Raw genomic sequence first — 17090 nt, forward strand, 5'->3', positions numbered from 1 at the left:
GCTCCGGTTCGGCAGGGAACGCTCGACAGAGAGCTGGGGAAACGTTCCTTCGCGGGGCGGGAGAGGACACCGGCGGACGCGAGAGGGGCGTGCCGAGCCAGCTCACCGCCGTGCCGGGCCCCTGCACGGTGAGGCGAAGGTCAGCGGTCGATCAAACTCTTGGCCAGCGCTTCCACGAAGCGATCGGTGACCTCGGCATCGCGCACCGCCAGCCTCAACCAGTCCTGACCGAGCCCAGGGAAAGTATCGCCCCTGCGCACCGCGAAGCCCCTTGCCCGCAACCGGGCCCGCACCACGTCGGCCCCCGCCAGCCGTACGAGAACGAAGGGCCCGGCCGCGGGACCGGCCACCGTCACCTCGGGGAGCTCTGCCAGCCGCGCCACCAGGTGAGCGCGGTTGTCCTCGATCCGCTGCGCCGCCTCCGAAGCCTCCGCCAGCGCCTCCGGGCCGCAACACGCCTCCGCGGCGGCCAGTGCGGGCGTCGACACCGGCCACAGGGGCTGGGCCCGCTCCAGGGCGCCGATGACCCGCGGCTCCGCCAGGACGTAACCGATCCGCAGTCCTGCCAGACCCCAGGTCTTGGTGAGGCTGCGCAGCACCACAAGCCCGGGGAGATCGGTCCGGGACGCAAGGGACTCCCGCTCACCCGGCACGGCGTCCATGAACGCCTCGTCCACGACCAGGACACGGCCCGGGCGGGCCAGCGCGGCCAGTGCCGCTGCCGGGTGCAGTACGGACGTCGGATTGGTGGGGTTACCGACGACGACCAGGTCCGCGTCCTCGGGCACGGCGCCGGCCCGCAGGCGGAAGCCGTCCTCCGCCGTCAGCAGAACGCGCTCCACCGGCCGGCCGGCATCGCGCAGCGCCGCCTCCGGCTCCGTGAACTGCGGGTGCACCACCACGGGCCGGCGTGCCTCCACAGCGCGAGCGATCAGCACGAACGCTTCCGCCGCCCCGGCCGTCAGCAGGACTCGCTCACTGGACACGCCATGCCGCGCCGCGACGGCCTCACGAGCGGCCCTGCCGTCCGGATAGGCGGCCAGTCCGTCCAGAGAAGCGGCGATCCGTTCCTTGAGCCAGGCAGGGGGAGTGTCGGACCGGACATTGACCGCGAGGTCCGTCATCTCCGAGGACAGGCCGCGGACTTCGGCGTCACCGTGGTGACGCAGGTCGTGCTGCTGATCGTCAGAGGGCGTGAGCATGGCCGCCGTGGGGGTGCTGGTGATGAGTACGGGCGTCGGAGTGAGTGGGCGACGGGGGAGCGGTGTCGGGCGCGCGCTCCATCGCGCAGGCGGTGCCCCGGACATGCGCGGGCAACGCCCGGCGCGCGACCGCTGCCGTGGCTTTGGCCGGGCCTCCGCCCACCGCCACCGACTTCCGCTTGGACACCAGCAGCGCGCCGCCGTCGGAAGCGGCCAGGGCGGCCGCCTCCGCGACGCTCGGCGTGCCGACGGCGGCCAGGGGTGTCCGCGACGGATTCGGGACCTCGACCAGGGCGAGCATCCCCGCCGGGAACGTCCGGAGGGGCACGCCCAACCGCTCGGCCGCCTCGATCAGACCGCCTTCCGCCGCCTTCGCCTCCACGGTCGCCAACGCGGCCAGGTCGCTGGCCGAGCTCCCTGCCTCGGCCAGCACCCGGTGGACGAGCGCCAGCACCTCCTCCGGCCCCACACCGCTGCCACCGCCCACGCCGACAACCAGAGCAGGCACCTGCCGCGGAACGCCCCCTCCCGCGCCCCCGGCCTCAACGGCCGACGCCGTGGCCTCAGGGCCTCCCGCTCCACCCACCGGCCGGGCGGGTGCACTGGCCGAACCCGCGCGCGTACCGGAAGGCGACAGCGGCGACCGCGAACCCGTACGGATCGCGGTCGCCCCCTCGCCGTCGGACCGGGCGCCGTCCGGCATCAGGCGCACCCCGCCACGAACCTACGGGCCATCCCGGGTGAGGCGGCCCAGTGCACATGGAGGTATGACGCATGGACCCCCCGCTGCACAAACCCCTCGACCCTGCGCTCCGGGTGGGTGAAGCCCCACGCCGGGTCGGCGCCCGCGCCAGGTTCGAGGACGGTCCGGTGGAACTCGTGACCCCGCACCCGCGCACCGGCGGGGACCAGCGCGTTCGCCGTCACCGCCACCGCTTCGCGATAGCCCAGCGTCAGGCGCTCCGACATCCGGGCGTCGGCGCTGAGCACACCGCACATCGGCTTGCCGTCGATGGACCGGGCCAAATACAACAATCCCGCACATTCCGCAGCGACCGGCGCGCCGGATGCGGCCAGCTCGGCGACCGCCTTCCGCAACAGTTCGTTCTCCGACAGCTCCGGCGCGTACACCTCCGGAAAGCCGCCCCCGATCACCAGCCCGGCCGTGCCCTCCGGCAGCCTCTCGTCCCGCAGCGGGTCGAACGAGACCACTTCGGCGCCCGCCGCCTCCAGCAACTCGGCATGCTCGGCATAGGAGAACGTGAACGCCGGACCGCCGGCGAGAGCCACCACGGGACGCAGCCGGCTCGCCGTCCCCGCAGGGACAGAAGCCAGCTCGGGAGAGGCCGGGGCACTCTGCGGCGGCGTGGCCGCCAGGGCCTCCGCCGCGCTCCACACCGGGCCCGTCACCGGAGGAGCGCTGCGTGCCAGCGCCAGCAGCGCTTCCAGATCGCACCCCTGCCGGACGTGGGCGGCCATCGCCCGCACCGCCTCCAGGGCGTCCGAGTGGCGCTCGGCCACGGGCACCAGGCCCAGGTGCCGGGACGGCGTACGGACGCGCTGTTCCCTGCGCAGCACTCCCATGACCGGGACGCCAGATTCCTCCAGGGCCTCGCGCAGGAGTTGCTCGTGCCGGTCCGAGCCGACCTTGTTCAGGATCACTCCGCCGATCCGCACCTGCGGGTCCCATGAGGCGAAGCCGTGCACCAGTGCCGCGACCGAGCGCGACTGCGAGGAGGCGTCCACGACCAGAACGACGGGAGCGCGCAGCAGCTTCGCCACGTGCGCCGTCGAGGCCAACTCGCCCCGGCCGGCCGCTCCGTCGTAGAGGCCCATCACCCCCTCGATCACGGCCACGTCGCAACCCCGCGAACCATGCGCAAAGAGCGGAGCGATCAGCTCCGGCCCGCACAGCATCGCGTCCAGGTTGCGGCCCGGGCGGCCCGCCGCCAGGGCGTGGTAGCCCGGGTCGATGTAGTCCGGTCCCACCTTGTGCGGGGACACGGACATGCCAAGCTCCGTGAAAGCGGCCATCAAACCCGTCGCGACGGTCGTCTTTCCGCTGCCGGACGCCGGAGCGGCGACGACGAGCCGCGGAGTCGACGCGGACATCACCACTCGATGCCCTTCTGGCCCTTCTGACCGGCGTCCATCGGATGCTTGACCTTGGACATGTCCGTGACCAGATCCGCCGCGTCCACCAGCTTCTCAGGCGCGTTGCGGCCCGTGATGACGACGTGCTGGGTGCCGGAGCGCTCGCGCAGCACCGACACGACCTCGTCAGTGTCGATCCATCCCCAGTGCATGGGGTACGTGAACTCGTCGAGGACGTAGAGCCGATATGTCTCCGCAGTCAGGTCGCGCTTGACCTGCTCCCACCCCTCGACCGCCGCCTCCTCGCTGGAAGCGATGTCCCGCTGGACCCAGGACCAGCCCTGCCCCATCTTGTGCCATGCGACGGTCCCCCCCTCGCCGGAGTCACCGAGGACACGCAGCGCGCGCTCCTCGCCGACCCGCCACTTCGCGGACTTGACGAACTGAAAAACTCCCACCGGCCACGATTGGTTCCATGCTCGCAGAGCCAAGCCGAAAGCGGCAGTGGATTTTCCCTTCCCGACGCCCGTGTGGACGATCAGCAGCGCCCGATTGCGGCGCTGGCGGGTGGTCAAGCCGTCGTTCGGCACGACGGGCGGCTGTCCTTGTGGCATTACGCGGCCCTCCGGGTTCCCTGGACGTTACGTACGAGAGCCGCGACGCTGTCCGCCCGCAGCTCGTCAAGTGTCACCGCGGGCCCGCCCAGATCCCGCGCGAGCGCGCCGGCCAGCCCGAGCCGCACCGGCCCGGACTCGCAGTCCACGACGACGGACGCGGTGCCCTCGGCGGCCAGCAGCCGTGCGGCCCGCGAGGCCAGCGCCACGGGCTCCGGACCGCCGGTCGCGCGCCCGTCCGTCACCGTCACCAGCAGCGGCCGCCGCGACGGGTCGCGAAGCCGCTCCACGCGGAGCACCTCGCGCGCCTTCAACAGTCCTGCGGCAAGCGGTGTACGCCCGCCGGTCGGCAGCGCCTCCAGACGCGCGGCGCCCGCCTCCACGGACGACGTCGGAGGCAGCGCCACCTCCGCCGAACTGCCCCGGAACGTCACCAGGCCCACCTTGTCGCGCCGCTGGTAGGCGTCCAGCAGCAACGACAGTACGGCGCCCTTCACGGCACTCATCCGCTTCCGCGCCGCCATGGAGCCCGAGGCGTCCACGACGAACAGCACCAGATTGCCCTCCCGCCCTTCCCGGACGGCCTGCCGCAGATCGTCACGGCGAACCACCAGGCCGGGCCCCCGCCGGCCACGCGCGTGCTGATGCGGCGCCGCCGCCTGTACGGTCGCCGCCAAATGCAGCTTGGTGAGCGCTCCCCGTGGCCGGTGCGCACCCGTGGTGCGACCGTGCGCCGTACGGGCGCGGGAGCGCCGGCCGGCAGCGCCTTCGCCCAGTCCGGGCACGCTCAGGACGCGGGCCCGAAACGGTTCCGCCGCGGCGACAGCGCCCTGCTCGCCGCCGCCCTGGCCGCCGGTGCCATGGCTCTCCGTGTCGTGCGGGGCGGAGTCGTTCGGGGCGGGTTCGGGACGAGAAGGCCGGTCGGGCGTCTCGCGCGCCTCATCCGCCGCCCCGGGCTCCTGTCGTTCTTGCGGTCCCTGCGGCTCCTGCGGCCCGTCCGCGGGCGGCAGGCCGCCCCCGCCGTCAGGACCGCCATCGGGGCCGCCGTCAGGGCCATCCGGCTGGGGGCCGTCCGGTTCCGGGTCGTTGTCGCCGCCGTCGAACTCGTCCAGTGTCCGGTCGAGCTTCTCGGTGTCCAGCCCTGGAGCGTCGAAGGGGTTGCGCCGACGCCGGTGAGGCAGCGACAGCAGCGCGGCCTGCCGTACGTCCTCGGTGCGGACCTCCGTACGGCCGTCCCACGCCGCCAGAGCGGTCGCCGTGCGCGCGGTCACGATGTCCGCACGCATCCCGTCGACCTCGAACGCCGCGCACACGGCGGCTATCTGCCGGAGGGCGTCGTCCCCCAGCTTCACGGACGGCAGCAGCGTGCGCGCCGCCGCGATCCGCTCCCGCAACGCGCTCTCCTCGGCCTCCCAGCGCGCCGAGAAGCCGGCAGGGTCCTCGTCGTACGCCAGACGCCGCCGGACGACCTCCACCCGCTGATCGGGCTCCCGTGACGCCGCCACCTCGACGGTGAGGCCGAACCGGTCGAGCAACTGCGGACGCAGCTCACCCTCTTCGGGGTTCATCGTGCCCACGAGGAGGAAGCGCGCCGCGTGCCGTACTGACACGCCCTCGCGCTCCACGTACGAGGCGCCCATGGCCGCGGCGTCCAACAGGAGGTCGACCAGGTGGTCGTGAAGGAGGTTGACCTCGTCCACGTACAGGACGCCGCGGTGCGCGTCCGCCAGCAGCCCCGGTTCGAAGGCCTTCTTGCCCTCGGACAGGGCCCGCTCGATGTCCAGGGCGCCCACCAGCCGGTCCTCGGAGGCACCGACGGGCAGTTCCACCATCCGGGCCGGCCGGGAAACGCCCTGGGCCGCCTCATGGGGGCCGTCCGGGCACGCCGGGTCCGGAGCCGCCGGATCGCAGGAGAACCGACAGCCGGGCACGACGTCGACCGGCGGCATCAGTGCTGCCAGCGCGCGCACGGCAGTGCTCTTCGCGGTTCCCTTCTCGCCGCGCACCAGTACTCCGCCAACCGCGGGGGAGACGGCGTTCAGGAGCAGAGCCAGCCGTAGATCGTCCATGCCGACGACCGCGGTGAACGGGTAGTGCGGGACGGTGGTGCTCATACGGTGCCCTCCAGGTGGCCCAGCATCGAATGGGGCGTAGCGAGCCGCCTCGGCGTCTCGACGTCGGGTTCGGCAGGTCGGTCATGGCGCCGGGGCCATGCGGCGTGCGTGGGTAGGCCACCACCGCCGTCAGTGGCGGCCGTGACGGGGTGCGTCGTCCTCATGGAGCCCCCACGGTGGCGGCCCTCACGGCGCGCCGGGCGGTATGAAGGGCAGTCCGGACGGCGCCCCCGCCTCGATCAGCCGGAGCAGCGCGTCGGTGTCCGCGTGCTCTTCGATCAGGTCGCCCAGGCGGTCCAACTGCTCTTCCCGGAGGGTGTCGAAAGACGTGTCGGGGGCCGGTATGAACCGACGGCCGGCTGCGGCGGCCACCTTCTGCAGAAAGGCACGCCGAAACCCGTCGCTCTCCAGCGAGCCGTGCCAGTGGGTGCCCCACACGGCGCCGACCCGGCATCCGTCCAGGAAGAACTCGTCCCCCTCCTCGACCTCGGCGACGCCATGGTGGATCTCGTAGCCCTCCACGTGCTCGCCGTAGGCCTCACCCACGGGGCGCGCGAGCGTCTTCTCCGCCGCGAACCGGACCCGTACGGGCAGCAGCCCGAGCCCGTCCACCGTTCCGGCCCGTGACTCCACCTCGTCCTCGATGGTCCGGGCCAGCATCTGGAAGCCGCCGCAGATGCCCAGCACCGGGCGCCCCTCGGCGGCCCGCCGCGCCACCGCGTCGGCGAGCCCGCGCTCCCGCAGCCAGGCCAGCGCCCGTACGGTGCCTCGGGTGCCCGGCAGCACCACGAGGTCTGCGTCGGACAACTCCTCCGGGCGGTCCACGAACCGGACCACCACGCCCGGCTCGGCGGCCAGCGCGTCCACGTCCGTGAAGTTCGACATGAGGGGCACGGCGGCCACCGCGACCCTCAGCACGTCCTCGCCGTGCGGAGGCGCGACCGTGGACTCCCGCACGGTGCCCCGGAGCGATACGCGCAGACCGTCCTCCTCGTCGATGCCCAGGCCGTGCTGGTACGGCAGGACGCCGAAGGTCCGCCGGCCCGTGAGGTCGTACAGCATGTCGAGGCCGGGCTCCAGCAGGGTGACGTCGCCGCGGAACTTGTTGACCAGATATCCGGCCACCAATGGCTGGTCCTCGCGGCTGAGCAGGGCCGTCGTGCCGAAGAAGGACGCGAAGACGCCGCCCCGGTCGATGTCACCGACCACCAGTACGGGCAGCCGGGCCGCCCGCGCGATGCCCATGTTGACGATGTCGGTGCGCCGGAGGTTGATCTCGGCAGGGCTTCCCGCGCCCTCGCAGATCACCGCGTCGTACGTGCTCCGCAGCTCCTCCAGACACTCCAGTACGGTGCCCAGCAACTGCTCCTGGCGCCCCGCGTGGTAACCCCGCGCGCTCAGTTCTCCGACCGGCTTGCCCAGCAGCACGACCTGACTGCTGCGGTCGCTGCCCGGCTTGAGCAGTACGGGGTTCATCAGCGCCGAGGGTTCGACCCGGGCCGCCGCCGCCTGCATGGCCTGCGCTCGCCCGATCTCCGCGCCCTCGCGCGTCACGAACGAGTTCAGTGACATGTTCTGTGCCTTGAACGGGGCGACCTTCACACCCCGGCGCGTCAGCCAGCGGCAGATCCCCGCCGTGACGACGCTCTTGCCGGCGTCCGATGTCGTCCCGGCGATCAACAGCCCTTTGCCGCCGTTCACGCCCGCCCCTTTCCCGCGCGCCGCAGCGCTCCCCACGCCAGCCGGCCACCGACGCACACGCCGAGGGCCAGTACGTTCACCCGCCGCGCCAGCCGCACGGCGCGCTCGATGTCGTCCACGGTCACAGGACGGTTGCCCTCGCCCAGTACGGGGCGGTGCTCCACGCGCCCTGCGTATGCGAGGGTGCCGCCCAGCCGAACGCCCAGCGCGCCCGCGAAGGCGGCTTCCACGGGGCCCGCGTTGGGACTGGGGTGCTTGCGCGCGTCACGGCGCAGCACGCGCCAGGCGCCCCGTGGGTCCGGCCCGGCGACGGCCGTCAGTACGGCGGTCAGCCGCGCCCCCGGGAACCCCACGGCGTCGTCAAGCCGGGCGGAGGCCCAGCCGAAGCGCCGGTACCGCGGGGACTTGTGGCCGACCATGGCGTCGAGCGTGTTGACCGCGCGGAAGCCGACCAGGCCGGGAACGCCCGCCGCCGCGCCCCACACCAGGGCGCCCACGACGGCGTCCGAGGTGTTCTCGGCCACGGATTCGACCACGGCACGGGCGATCTGCTGCCCGTCGAGGGCCTGCGGGTCGCGGCCGCACAGGTGCGGCAGTCTCTCCCGCGCCACCTCGATGTCGCCCGCGGCCAGGGCCCCGCCGATGGCACGGGCCTCACGGCGCAGCGACGTCCCGCCGAGGACGGCCCAGGTGGCGGCGGCGGTCAGTACGGTCGACGCGGCGGGTGAGCGCCGTACGGCGCGCGAGAGCGCTCCCGCGGCAACCGCGGCTCCGCCCGCGCACAGAACGGTGTGCAGGGCTCCGACAGCGCGGTGGTCGCGCCAGAGCAAGCCCTCGACGGCTCCCGCGGCCCGCCCGAAGGCGGCGACGGGATGCCCGCGGCGTGGGTCACCCACGAGGAGGTCACCGATGAATCCGAGGGCCGCGCCGCCGGCGAAGGTGGCGAGGTCGGCACGCATCCGGTCAGACCGCCGTCGTGCCTCGGTGGAACGGGGATATCGGGGTGGGCGTTCGACGGCAGCCGGGCATGGTGGTGTGTCCTCACTCAGGGTCCGCGCCCTGGATCGACGTGACCGGCGGTGAGAGTCTCCTGGCTCCCGGATCGGCATCTCCCCCGGCCTTCCAGCCCGCAGTACGGGCCGTGGCTCCGGTGGGGGATCGCTCCCCGGTGACAGTGGCGGGACCGCGCCGGATTCGCACCGGCTTCCTCTCCTGCCGCCGTTTGGCCCCGGCAGTCCACCATGGGCCGCGAAGGCCCGTCAACTTGCCTTGACCTGGGGCGGGGAGGGCGCGCGGGCCTTCCCGACGACGACAACGCGCCCCGCCGGATGGCGAAGTCCTGGTCGGCGCTTCGCCATCCGGCGGGGCGGAGGCTGTGAGAGGGGATCGCTGTCAGGAGACGATCAGAAAGATGCCGTAGGCCACGGCCGCCGCGCACAGCGCGAAGCAGGCGTACGCGCCGGCGCGCGCCGCAGCGGTCGGGCTGGTGGACACCGCCACCGTGCCGTCGGGCTGCACATGCATCCGGGCCGAGGCCTGCGCGGAGTCCTGCGGCCCGGCGGGCCGCGTCTTGCGCGAGGTGCCGACGATTCCGAGGGTGAAGAATCCGACGACGCCGACGGTCACGATGAGGCTGACGCCGAAGACCTGGCCGAGTGCTGCCCAGTCGATGCTCATGTGGTTGCTTCCTTGGCTTCTCGTGTCGTGCCGGGGGCGGCCGTCAGGCCGTGACCCGCTCGGCCGCAGGGGCCGGGGCCGTCGTCTGGTGGGGGAGGACGCCCACCGGCTCGGGGGCGGTCAGCACGCCGGCCGGCGGCGGGGCGACGGTCTTGATCGCCGCGGTCACCACGCCGTCGGGCTCGGCGTCGAGCTCGTTGACGTTGGTGTGGTCGACCGGCTTGCGGCGCGAGGCCGCCCAGATGGCACCGCAGGCGATGACGGCCAGGACGGCGACGGTGGTGACACCCCAGTCACCCTGCTGGGCGAGGAGCGCCGCGCCGCCCGCGACCAGTCCTGCGGCCGGCAGCGTCAGGCCCCAGGCGATGATCATCCGGGTGGCGGTGGACCAGCGGACCACGCCGCCCTTGCGGCCGAGGCCGGCGCCCATCACCGAGCCGGAGCAGACCTGCGTGGTGGAGAGCGCGAAGCCGAGGTGCGAGGAGGCGAGGATGACCGTCGCGGCGCCGGTCTGGGCGGCGAAGCCCTGCGGCGGCTGGATGTCGGTGAGCCCCTTGCCGAGGGTGCGGATGATCCGCCAGCCGCCCAGGTAGGTGCCCAGGGCGATCGCCACACCGGCCGAGACGATGACCCACATCGGCGGGTCGGAGTTCGGGACGAGCACGCCGCCGGTGACCAGCGCGAGGGTGATCACGCCCATGGTCTTCTGCGCGTCGTTGGTGCCGTGGGCGAGGGAGACCAGGGCCGCCGAGGCGATCTGGCCGGCCCGGTAGCCCTTGGCGGTGTCCTGGGGGTCGCGGCCGCGAGCCAGGCGGTAGGTGAGCCGTGTGGCGGCCGTGGCGGCCAGTCCCGCGACGATCGGCGCGGCCACTGCCGGGATCAGCACCTTCATGACGATCTTGTCGGCGTTGACGCCGTCCATGCCGACCGCGACGAGGGTGGCCCCGATGAGACCGCCGAACAGAGCGTGCGAGGAGCTCGAGGGCAGGCCCGCGAGCCACGTCAGCAGGTTCCAGACGATCGCGCCGACCAGACCCGCGAAGATCACTTCTGGTTGGACGCCGGCGCTCTCGTCGATGATGCCGCCGGAGATCGTCTTGGCGACCTCGACGGAGAGGAACGCTCCGACGAGGTTGAGGACCGCCGACATCGCCACCGCAGCCTTGGGCTTGAGTGCCCCGGTGGAGATGGTCGTGGCCATGGCGTTGGCTGTGTCGTGGAAGCCGTTCGTGAAGTCGAACACCAAGGCCGTGATGATCACGATCCCGATGAGAAGCGTGATGTTTTCCATTCACCCAGGCAATCAGTTTGGTGGTCAGTGGCACGGCGACCGTAGGGACTTTTGGTGAACGGAAGGTGAACTGGGCTAGGCGTTGCGGTGCCGCCCTCTCTGGATGCCCGCAGAGGGCGTCGAATCCGGTCGAAATCACCCTCCGGCCAGGCGCTTCAGCTGGTCGTCCGTCCCGTTGAAAACGTTCTGATCGCCCGGGAGGTCGCCGGCGTTGGAGTACTGCCAGAACGTCCAGAACTGCCATCCCGCGGGCAGGGGCCCGGGCGAGTCCGCCCACCGGGCCAGCCAGAGCGGGTGGTCGGCCCCGAAGGCCGTACTTCCGGCCGTGCAGTCGTTCCACCACTTCGTCGTGGTGTAAATCACGGGGCGCCGCCCCGAGACCCTCCTCACCTCGTCGCTGAACGAGGTGATCCAGGCCACCATCTCCCGCGGATCGAGGCCGTAGCACTTCTTGCGGCCGCGAGGGTAGTTCTCCAGATCCAGCGCGGGTGGCAGGGTCCAGCCGTCCGGTCGCCCCGCTCCGCCGTGCTTCAGGAAGTAGGCCGCCTGGGCCTGGCCGGAGGACTGGTCCGGTACGGCGAAGTGGTACGCCCCGCGCACCATGCCCACCTTCCGTGAGCCGCCGTACTGCTGCTCGAAATAGGGATTGCGGTACGAGGTGGACTCGGTCGCCTTCACATAGACGAAGGCCGCGCCCTTGCTCCTCACCGCCGCCCAGTCCACGTCCTTCTGGTGCGAGGACACGTCGTGGCCGCGCGGCTGTCCCGCGGCCGACGCCGTCGGCGCGCCGGAGAGGGTGGTTCCGATGAGGGTCAGTATCGCGGCGGAAGCCGCGAACAGAAGCTGGCAGTGGCGGCGCGACGACCGGCTGTGAGTCATTTGTCCCCCGATTGGCGACGTTCATGACAAATCGTGCCGAGATTACTGGAAGATCCCACCCGGACCGACGGTTCCCGATGGGTCCGCGGGGCGGCGTGCTGAGGCAGCAGAGGCGCGAGGCATGTGCCGCGCGCCCAGATGCGCTCGGCAACGCCTGATCGCAGGCTGCTCCACCTCGCGCGCCCCGCGCACCGCGCCGCGCCCGGCACCTGCCAGGATCGGCTCAAGGAGGTGAGCCGCATGGCGGAGCCGGACGGCGCGGGCACGGCGGACCCGGCGGGAGCGCGGGCACGGGAGAGCGCGGCACAGGCGGCGGGAAGGGCCCCGGCGGGCCCTTCGAGCCCGCCACGGGGGCGACCCGACCCCGAGGCCGCGGGAGAGCGGTCCAGGGCCCTGGAGCGGGCGTGGCGGGACCTGCTCCGTACCGCGCGCCGGACTGCCGAGAGTGGGCTGGTGGTCGGCACCTCGGGAAACGTCTCCGTACGCGTGGGGGACACGGTTCTCGTCACGCCCAGCGGCGTTCCGTACGACCGACTCGGCCCTCGCGACATGACCGGCACCGATCTCCACGGCCGGCAGGTCATCGGCGACCTCGCACCCACCAGCGAGCTCCCCATGCATCTGGCCGTCTATCGCGCCACCGACGCCCGAGCCCTGGTCCACACCCACGCCGTGCACGCCACGGCCGTCTCCACCCTCGTCCCCGAACTGCCTCCCATCCACTACGTGACCGCGGACCTCGGCGGGCCCGTCCGCGTCGCGGACTACGCGCTGTACGGCACCGAGGAACTCGCCGCGCGCGTACGCGAGGCCCTGCGCGGCCGTACGGCCTGTCTTCTGCGCAACCACGGCACGCTCGCCTGTGGAGCGACCCTCGACCAGGCCTACGACCGCACCGCTCAGCTCGAATGGATGTGCCAGGTGTGGCTCGCCGCCCGGTCCGTCCCAGGACTGTCGCCCAGCCTTCTCTCGGGAGACGACCTGCGACAGGCCGCCGACAAGCTGCGAGGCTACGGTCCCCAGGGCGCCCAGGACCGCTCCCCTCAGGACTGACGACGGGCGCTCAGTACTGCCGACGGCGCCCAGCCGCTCAGTACTGGCGACGGGCTGCGCCGGCTCGACACCTCACCCGACGGCTCCGCCCACTGGCCCCACGCCCGCATGCCGCCCACACTGGTACGGATGCGCGTGCGAACCGTGGCGGCCGCGGCCGCGACCTCCGTGCTCGGTGTCGGCGTGGCCGCGGTGGCGGCCGGCCGATACGCCTCCGGCGCTGCCCTGAACCCGGCGCGGCTGCGGCCGCTGCCGGGCGACCCACCGCTCACCGTCCACACCATGACCCCCGACCGCATCACCCTGACCCGTAGCCTGGCTTCCCAGCGGCCGGGCACCTACGGGCTCATGGGGCCGGGCTGCCATGCCATCGTCGGCCCCGTCCTGGACACCGTGCCGCACCCGGTGGACTGCGTCGTCCGGCGGCTGGAGCGGGTCACCCACGGCGTGCTCGAGACCGGCACCCGCATGTGGCTCACGCCGCAGGTCCACATCGGCAACCCGCGCGACGCCCTCGGCCTCGACCACGCCGATGTCGACGTGCCCGGCGACGTCGGCTCCCTGCCCGCCTGGTTCGTCCCCGGCGCCCGCGACACCTGGGTGATCGCCGTGCACGGCCTCGGCACCAGCCGTGAGCACCCCATGGTCGTGATGCCCTTCCTGCACCGCCATCACATATCCGTCCTCTCGCTCGCCTACCGGGGAGACCTCGGCGCGCCCCGCTCACCCGACGGCGTACGGCACCTCGGGGACACCGAGTGGCGCGACGTGGACGCGGCCATCCGCTACGCCGTGCGGTACGGCGCGCGGCGCGTCATCCTCCACGGCTGGTCGACCGGCGCCACCATGGTCCTGCGCGCCGCGGCCGAGTCCCCGCTGAAGCAGCGCATCACCGGCCTCATCCTGGACTCGCCGGTGTTCGACTGGCGGACGGCCGTACGGACGCTTGCGGCGGCCGATGGGGTCCCGCGCCCGCTCCTGCCTCTCGCAGTACGGGCGGCGCAGGGCCGTACGGGCCTCGACGAGCGGCTGGCCCGGCTGGCCGCCCCGGACGGCTTCTCGGTGCCCACCCTGATCCTCCACGGGCCCGATGACGCCATCGCCCCGTGGGAGACGTCCCGCGCCCTGGCCGCCGCGCGTCCCGAACTGATCACCCTGCACTCGTTTCCGCGGGCGCCCCACGCGGCCATGTGGAACGCCGACCCCCACGGCTACGAGGAGGCCCTCCGCCGCTTCCTCACGCCCCTGATGTGAACCGCGCCACGCCGCGAAGCCGATAGCAGGTGCCGCGCCGTGCGGTGCACGGCGCACCGCGCGGCGCGCGAGGCGCGGCGGCTCACTACAGTTCAGGCCGGGAACCCGTAAGGCAGGTTCCGATTGGGCTTTCGGGGCGTCAGCCGTAAGACTGCTCCTCGTGACGTCCCGTACTCCGCGCGACTCCAGGCTCCGCCTTGTGCCTCGACAACCGATCGCCACAGCACGCCAGGCCGTGACGAATCGGCGTCGTCGTCCGGCACCCAGACCGCCGGCCGGAACGCCGGCACCCGCGGAACTCGCCCGGTACGCCAGAACCGGGCTCGCCGACGCCGTACGGATCGCTCGCTGGGCGGAGAAGCAGCGCGCGCACGGGCAGGGGCTGCGCCCGGAGCCCACCGGTGCCCTCTCCGACGCCGCCGCCGCCCGAGCCGCCGCGGACCTCGGGCTGACGCCCCGACAGGTGAGGGCCGACTGGGACCGCGCCCGGCTGGCGGGCCTGGTCGAGTTGCACGGCGACGCCGCCCTGCCGGGCTGGCGCCTCCAGGCCTGGGACCGGGACGACTCCGCGGCGCTGCGCGGTTGGGTGGCCCTGTTCGACGCGTGGTCGCTCGCTCACCCCGCCCCTGCCGCGTTCGCCCCCACGGCGGTCGCGGAAGTGGTGGAGGCCGTGCCGCAGCTGCTGTCCCTGCTCCAGCTCTCCGCCGGCCCCGTACTGCTGCCCGTTCTGCGCGATCTGCTGGAGCAGCGTGTCGCCGAGCTCCGTACGGAGCGCTGCGAGGTGCCCTACGGCAGTACGGAGGCCGCGGAGACGGCGGCCACCGAGCCGCCGCCCCCGGCGCTCCTCGCCTGGGCGCTCGACGCCCTGGCGGAGGTGGGGGCGCTGACCCTGCAGGAGGGCCAGGCGACCCTCACCCCGCTCGGCAACTGGGCGGTGTGGGTCAAGCTCGAACAGATCTGTGTGGCGGCGCAGAGCCCCGCCGGGAACATCGAGCAGTCCGCGGAGGCCATGCTGCGCGGCTGCGCGGGGCTCACCCCGGGCCCCGCGCGCGCCGAGTACCGGGCCTGGCTGGCCGCCCGCCCTGTCGGCAGCGCCGTCATCGAACTCCTGAACGCCGCACGGGGTGACGACGCCCTGCTGCGCGGCCTCGCGTTCGAGGCGCTGCGCGTGGTCGGGGCCCCCGCCGAACCCGCCGTGCGGGCCGTCGTGGACGAGGTCTGCCTGCGGCCGTACGCGCTCCTGTGGCTCGCCGAGTACGAGGGCGGGGACCCGGACGACCTGACGGACGTGCTCACCCGCGAGGAGGCCACCTGGCTGTGGGTGGACACCGCGGCGGCGGTGGCCGACCACGGTGACGGCCCCCTGCTCGTGCGGCACCTCGAATCCGCGGTGCAGGGCACGGTCCCCGCGCTGCTCGAGGAGGTGCGGGCCGTCGGGCACCCCCGCACGGTGCAGGTCCTCGTCGCCCTGGCTGCGGCACACCCCGACCCGGCGCTGGCCAAGGCCGTGCGCAGGGCCGCCTTCCAGGTTCACACCGGAGGCGTCTAGCCCGGGCCTGAAGGCGCGCGGGACAGGCCGGACCGGCGCGGCAGGGCCTTTCAGCCCGCCGCGCCGGGAGCGTAGGTCCCGAAGCTCCAGACGTTGCCCTCGCCGTCGCGCGCCATGTACTCGCGCGAGCCGTACTCCTGATCCGTCGGCTCCATCAGGATCTCGACGTTGTGGTCGCGGGCCCGACGGTAGTGGTCGTCCACGTCGGCCACGACCACGTAGACGCCCGTCGGGCCGGCGTCGCGCATCGCCGTGGCGTAGGCGCCCTCCCCGCCCGCGGAGCCGAGCAGCACCATCCCGGTGCCGTACGACAGTTCCGCGTGCTGGACGCGCCCCGTGTCGTCCGCGTACACGGCCCGCTCGGTGAAGCCGAAGGCGTCCTGCAAAAGGGCGATCGCCGCCCGCGCGTCGCGGTACAGCAGGGTCGGGCACACCTGGCAGAAGCCGCCGTCCGGCCGCCCCGCACCGTTGTCCGCCATGTCACCACTCCTGTTCGACTGTTCGACCGGGCGCGTACGCGGGGCCGGAGCACCGCCCCTCGTGCAGTATCGGGCGCGTGGCCCCAGGACGCGCGGCATGGACGCGCGGCATGCGGAGGCGCGGGAACCGGCCGTTCGGCGGGCCGATCCCGTACGGGGCCGCTCCCTCGCGCCAGGACTGCGGCCGAACGGACGACGGCCGCCCGCCGTGTCGTCCCGTGTTCGCCTCGCGCGGCTCTCCTCGCGACTACGCTCTGCGCCTGTTCTGTGACCAGCCGTGCGGAAGGGGGGTACGTGGCCGGTACGTCCGATGCCCCGCCGGCCAGGACATCGGCACGCACGCCCGTCCCGGCCGCTCTGCGCGGCCGCGCGGCCCGTGCGGTTCTCACCGTCGCGGCCCTGGTGACCCTGCCCCTGGCGACCGCGGCCCACCAGACCCGGCCCGTTCCCTACGGCGACCGGCTCACGGTCCACGAGGCCGCCGCGGCCGTGGCGCCCGCGCCGAAGATCCGGCTGCGGGGCCGGGTCGTGGAGGCGTACGACCCACGGACCGGGGCGCGCCAGTGGACATACGCCCGCCTGGGGCGCAGACCGGTGACCGTACGGTCCGCGCCGGGCCACGCGGTGGCGCTGTGGGACGACGGGATGGTCACGGACACCGGCAGCGGCGTCGACGGCTCCGGCGGAGCGGTCCGCTGGCACCGCGCCATCCCGGGCGCCGGGGAGTGGCTGGCGAGCCGCTCGGCCCGCCGGGGGGCGGGAGTACTGCGCCCGCTGGACCCGGACACCAGGATGCTCGCGGTCGTCACCCCTCGCCGCATCGCCGCCTATCGCACCGCCGACGGAGATCTGCGCTGGGTGCTGCCCGCGCGACCCGGCTGCGCCTTCCAGCCGCACCGCGCCGTGCAGCGTGGCTCCGTACTGTTGCTCGCTCAGCCCTGTCAGGGGGAGCGGCGGCCGGCACCGCCCGCACGGGGCACCCGCGCCGCGGCCCGTACGGGCGGCCCCGCCGTCGGTGGTGGCCCGGCCCGTCCGGCCGGCGACCCGTCCTGGACCTCAGAACTGATCGCCGTGGACAGCCTGGGACCCGTGACCCCCGACCGGTCCCCGCTGGGCAACGAGGTGCGAGGGCGGCGCGGAAAACCGGTTGCACACCACCGCTAGACTTCTCGTATGGCAAATC

The 17090-nt window shown here is 73.4% G+C and carries 15 protein-coding genes and 1 riboswitch; of the genes, 4 read left to right on the top strand and 11 right to left on the bottom strand.

What is annotated here, in order from left to right:
* Window positions 1–140: 140 nt before the first annotated feature.
* From cobC to ACSNOD_RS02915, 10 genes are all read right to left on the bottom strand, one after another.
* On the bottom strand, window positions 141–1202 hold the full coding sequence (gene cobC / locus ACSNOD_RS02870; protein ID WP_436765102.1) for an Rv2231c family pyridoxal phosphate-dependent protein CobC: 1062 nt from the start codon (window positions 1200–1202) through the stop codon (window positions 141–143).
* Complete coding sequence (locus tag ACSNOD_RS02875) at window positions 1186–1710, bottom strand: cobalamin biosynthesis protein (RefSeq protein ID WP_436765103.1); 525 nt, start codon at window positions 1708–1710, stop codon at window positions 1186–1188. Before ACSNOD_RS02875 ends, cobC begins: the two co-directional genes overlap by 17 nt.
* Before the next feature lie 194 nt (window positions 1711–1904).
* On the bottom strand, window positions 1905–3314 hold the full coding sequence (locus ACSNOD_RS02880) for a cobyrinate a,c-diamide synthase (protein WP_436765104.1): 1410 nt from the start codon (window positions 3312–3314) through the stop codon (window positions 1905–1907).
* Window positions 3314–3910: a cob(I)yrinic acid a,c-diamide adenosyltransferase gene (gene cobO / locus ACSNOD_RS02885; RefSeq protein WP_436765105.1), complete on the bottom strand. Its 597-nt coding sequence runs from the start codon at window positions 3908–3910 to the stop codon at window positions 3314–3316. Before cobO ends, ACSNOD_RS02880 begins: the two co-directional genes overlap by 1 nt.
* A complete protein-coding gene (locus ACSNOD_RS02890) occupies window positions 3910–6024 on the bottom strand; it encodes a putative cobaltochelatase (protein ID WP_436765106.1) in 2115 nt (704 codons plus the stop codon). The genes cobO and ACSNOD_RS02890 overlap by 1 nt, the downstream gene beginning before the upstream one ends.
* Before the next feature lie 186 nt (window positions 6025–6210).
* Complete coding sequence (locus tag ACSNOD_RS02895) at window positions 6211–7725, bottom strand: cobyric acid synthase (RefSeq protein WP_436765107.1); 1515 nt, start codon at window positions 7723–7725, stop codon at window positions 6211–6213.
* A complete protein-coding gene (locus ACSNOD_RS02900; RefSeq protein ID WP_436765108.1) occupies window positions 7722–8684 on the bottom strand; it encodes a cobalamin biosynthesis protein in 963 nt (320 codons plus the stop codon). The genes ACSNOD_RS02895 and ACSNOD_RS02900 overlap by 4 nt, the downstream gene beginning before the upstream one ends.
* 125 nt (window positions 8685–8809) lie before the next feature.
* Window positions 8810–8934: riboswitch (cobalamin riboswitch) on the bottom strand.
* Window positions 8935–9117: 183 nt separating this feature from the next.
* Window positions 9118–9402 (bottom strand): hypothetical protein, encoded by a 285-nt coding sequence (locus ACSNOD_RS02905; protein WP_436765109.1) that lies wholly within the window; start codon window positions 9400–9402, stop codon window positions 9118–9120.
* 43 nt (window positions 9403–9445) lie between these two features.
* Window positions 9446–10693, bottom strand: coding sequence for an anion permease (locus ACSNOD_RS02910; protein WP_436765110.1), 1248 nt, complete (start codon window positions 10691–10693; stop codon window positions 9446–9448).
* Between the two features lie 135 nt (window positions 10694–10828).
* The gene (locus ACSNOD_RS02915; RefSeq protein ID WP_436765111.1) at window positions 10829–11572 is read right to left on the bottom strand and encodes a lysozyme; all 744 of its coding nucleotides are present in this window, start codon (window positions 11570–11572) and stop codon (window positions 10829–10831) included.
* A 240-nt stretch (window positions 11573–11812) separates the two neighbouring features.
* On the opposite strand from ACSNOD_RS02915, the gene ACSNOD_RS02920 reads away from it, so the two are divergent.
* From ACSNOD_RS02920 to ACSNOD_RS02930, 3 genes are all read left to right on the top strand, one after another.
* Entirely contained in the window at window positions 11813–12625 is an 813-nt protein-coding gene (locus ACSNOD_RS02920) for a class II aldolase/adducin family protein (RefSeq protein WP_436765112.1), read from the top strand.
* Between the two features lie 129 nt (window positions 12626–12754).
* Window positions 12755–13879, top strand: a complete 1125-nt coding sequence (locus ACSNOD_RS02925; RefSeq protein WP_436765113.1) for an alpha/beta hydrolase family protein — start codon at window positions 12755–12757, stop codon at window positions 13877–13879.
* 160 nt (window positions 13880–14039) lie between these two features.
* Complete coding sequence (locus ACSNOD_RS02930; RefSeq protein WP_436765114.1) at window positions 14040–15428, top strand: hypothetical protein; 1389 nt, start codon at window positions 14040–14042, stop codon at window positions 15426–15428.
* Between the two features lie 50 nt (window positions 15429–15478).
* Here ACSNOD_RS02930 and ACSNOD_RS02935 read toward each other — a convergent pair whose 3' ends face one another.
* A complete protein-coding gene (locus tag ACSNOD_RS02935) occupies window positions 15479–15907 on the bottom strand; it encodes a VOC family protein (RefSeq protein WP_436765115.1) in 429 nt (142 codons plus the stop codon).
* 402 nt (window positions 15908–16309) lie between these two features.
* Between ACSNOD_RS02935 and ACSNOD_RS02940 the strand changes: the two genes are divergently transcribed.
* Window positions 16310–17071, top strand: a complete 762-nt coding sequence (locus ACSNOD_RS02940) for an outer membrane protein assembly factor BamB family protein (RefSeq protein WP_436765116.1) — start codon at window positions 16310–16312, stop codon at window positions 17069–17071.
* Window positions 17072–17090: the final 19 nt, after the last annotated feature.

The sequence above is a fragment of the Streptomyces sp. URMC 123 genome (assembly GCF_051386515.1).
Taxonomy (GTDB): domain Bacteria; phylum Actinomycetota; class Actinomycetes; order Streptomycetales; family Streptomycetaceae; genus Streptomyces.

Coding starts and splice junctions, on each gene's coding strand:
- ACSNOD_RS02905 (WP_436765109.1), bottom strand. CDS start 9,402: ATGAGCATCGACTGGGCAGCACTCGGCCAGGTCTTCGGCGTCAGCCTC.
- ACSNOD_RS02890 (WP_436765106.1), bottom strand. CDS start 6,024: ATGAGCACCACCGTCCCGCACTACCCGTTCACCGCGGTCGTCGGCATG.
- cobO (WP_436765105.1), bottom strand. CDS start 3,910: ATGCCACAAGGACAGCCGCCCGTCGTGCCGAACGACGGCTTGACCACC.
- ACSNOD_RS02910 (WP_436765110.1), bottom strand. CDS start 10,693: ATGGAAAACATCACGCTTCTCATCGGGATCGTGATCATCACGGCCTTG.
- ACSNOD_RS02920 (WP_436765112.1), top strand. CDS start 11,813: ATGGCGGAGCCGGACGGCGCGGGCACGGCGGACCCGGCGGGAGCGCGG.
- ACSNOD_RS02880 (WP_436765104.1), bottom strand. CDS start 3,314: ATGTCCGCGTCGACTCCGCGGCTCGTCGTCGCCGCTCCGGCGTCCGGC.
- cobC (WP_436765102.1), bottom strand. CDS start 1,202: ATGCTCACGCCCTCTGACGATCAGCAGCACGACCTGCGTCACCACGGT.
- ACSNOD_RS02900 (WP_436765108.1), bottom strand. CDS start 8,684: ATGCGTGCCGACCTCGCCACCTTCGCCGGCGGCGCGGCCCTCGGATTC.
- ACSNOD_RS02925 (WP_436765113.1), top strand. CDS start 12,755: ATGCGCGTGCGAACCGTGGCGGCCGCGGCCGCGACCTCCGTGCTCGGT.
- ACSNOD_RS02935 (WP_436765115.1), bottom strand. CDS start 15,907: ATGGCGGACAACGGTGCGGGGCGGCCGGACGGCGGCTTCTGCCAGGTG.
- ACSNOD_RS02915 (WP_436765111.1), bottom strand. CDS start 11,572: ATGACTCACAGCCGGTCGTCGCGCCGCCACTGCCAGCTTCTGTTCGCG.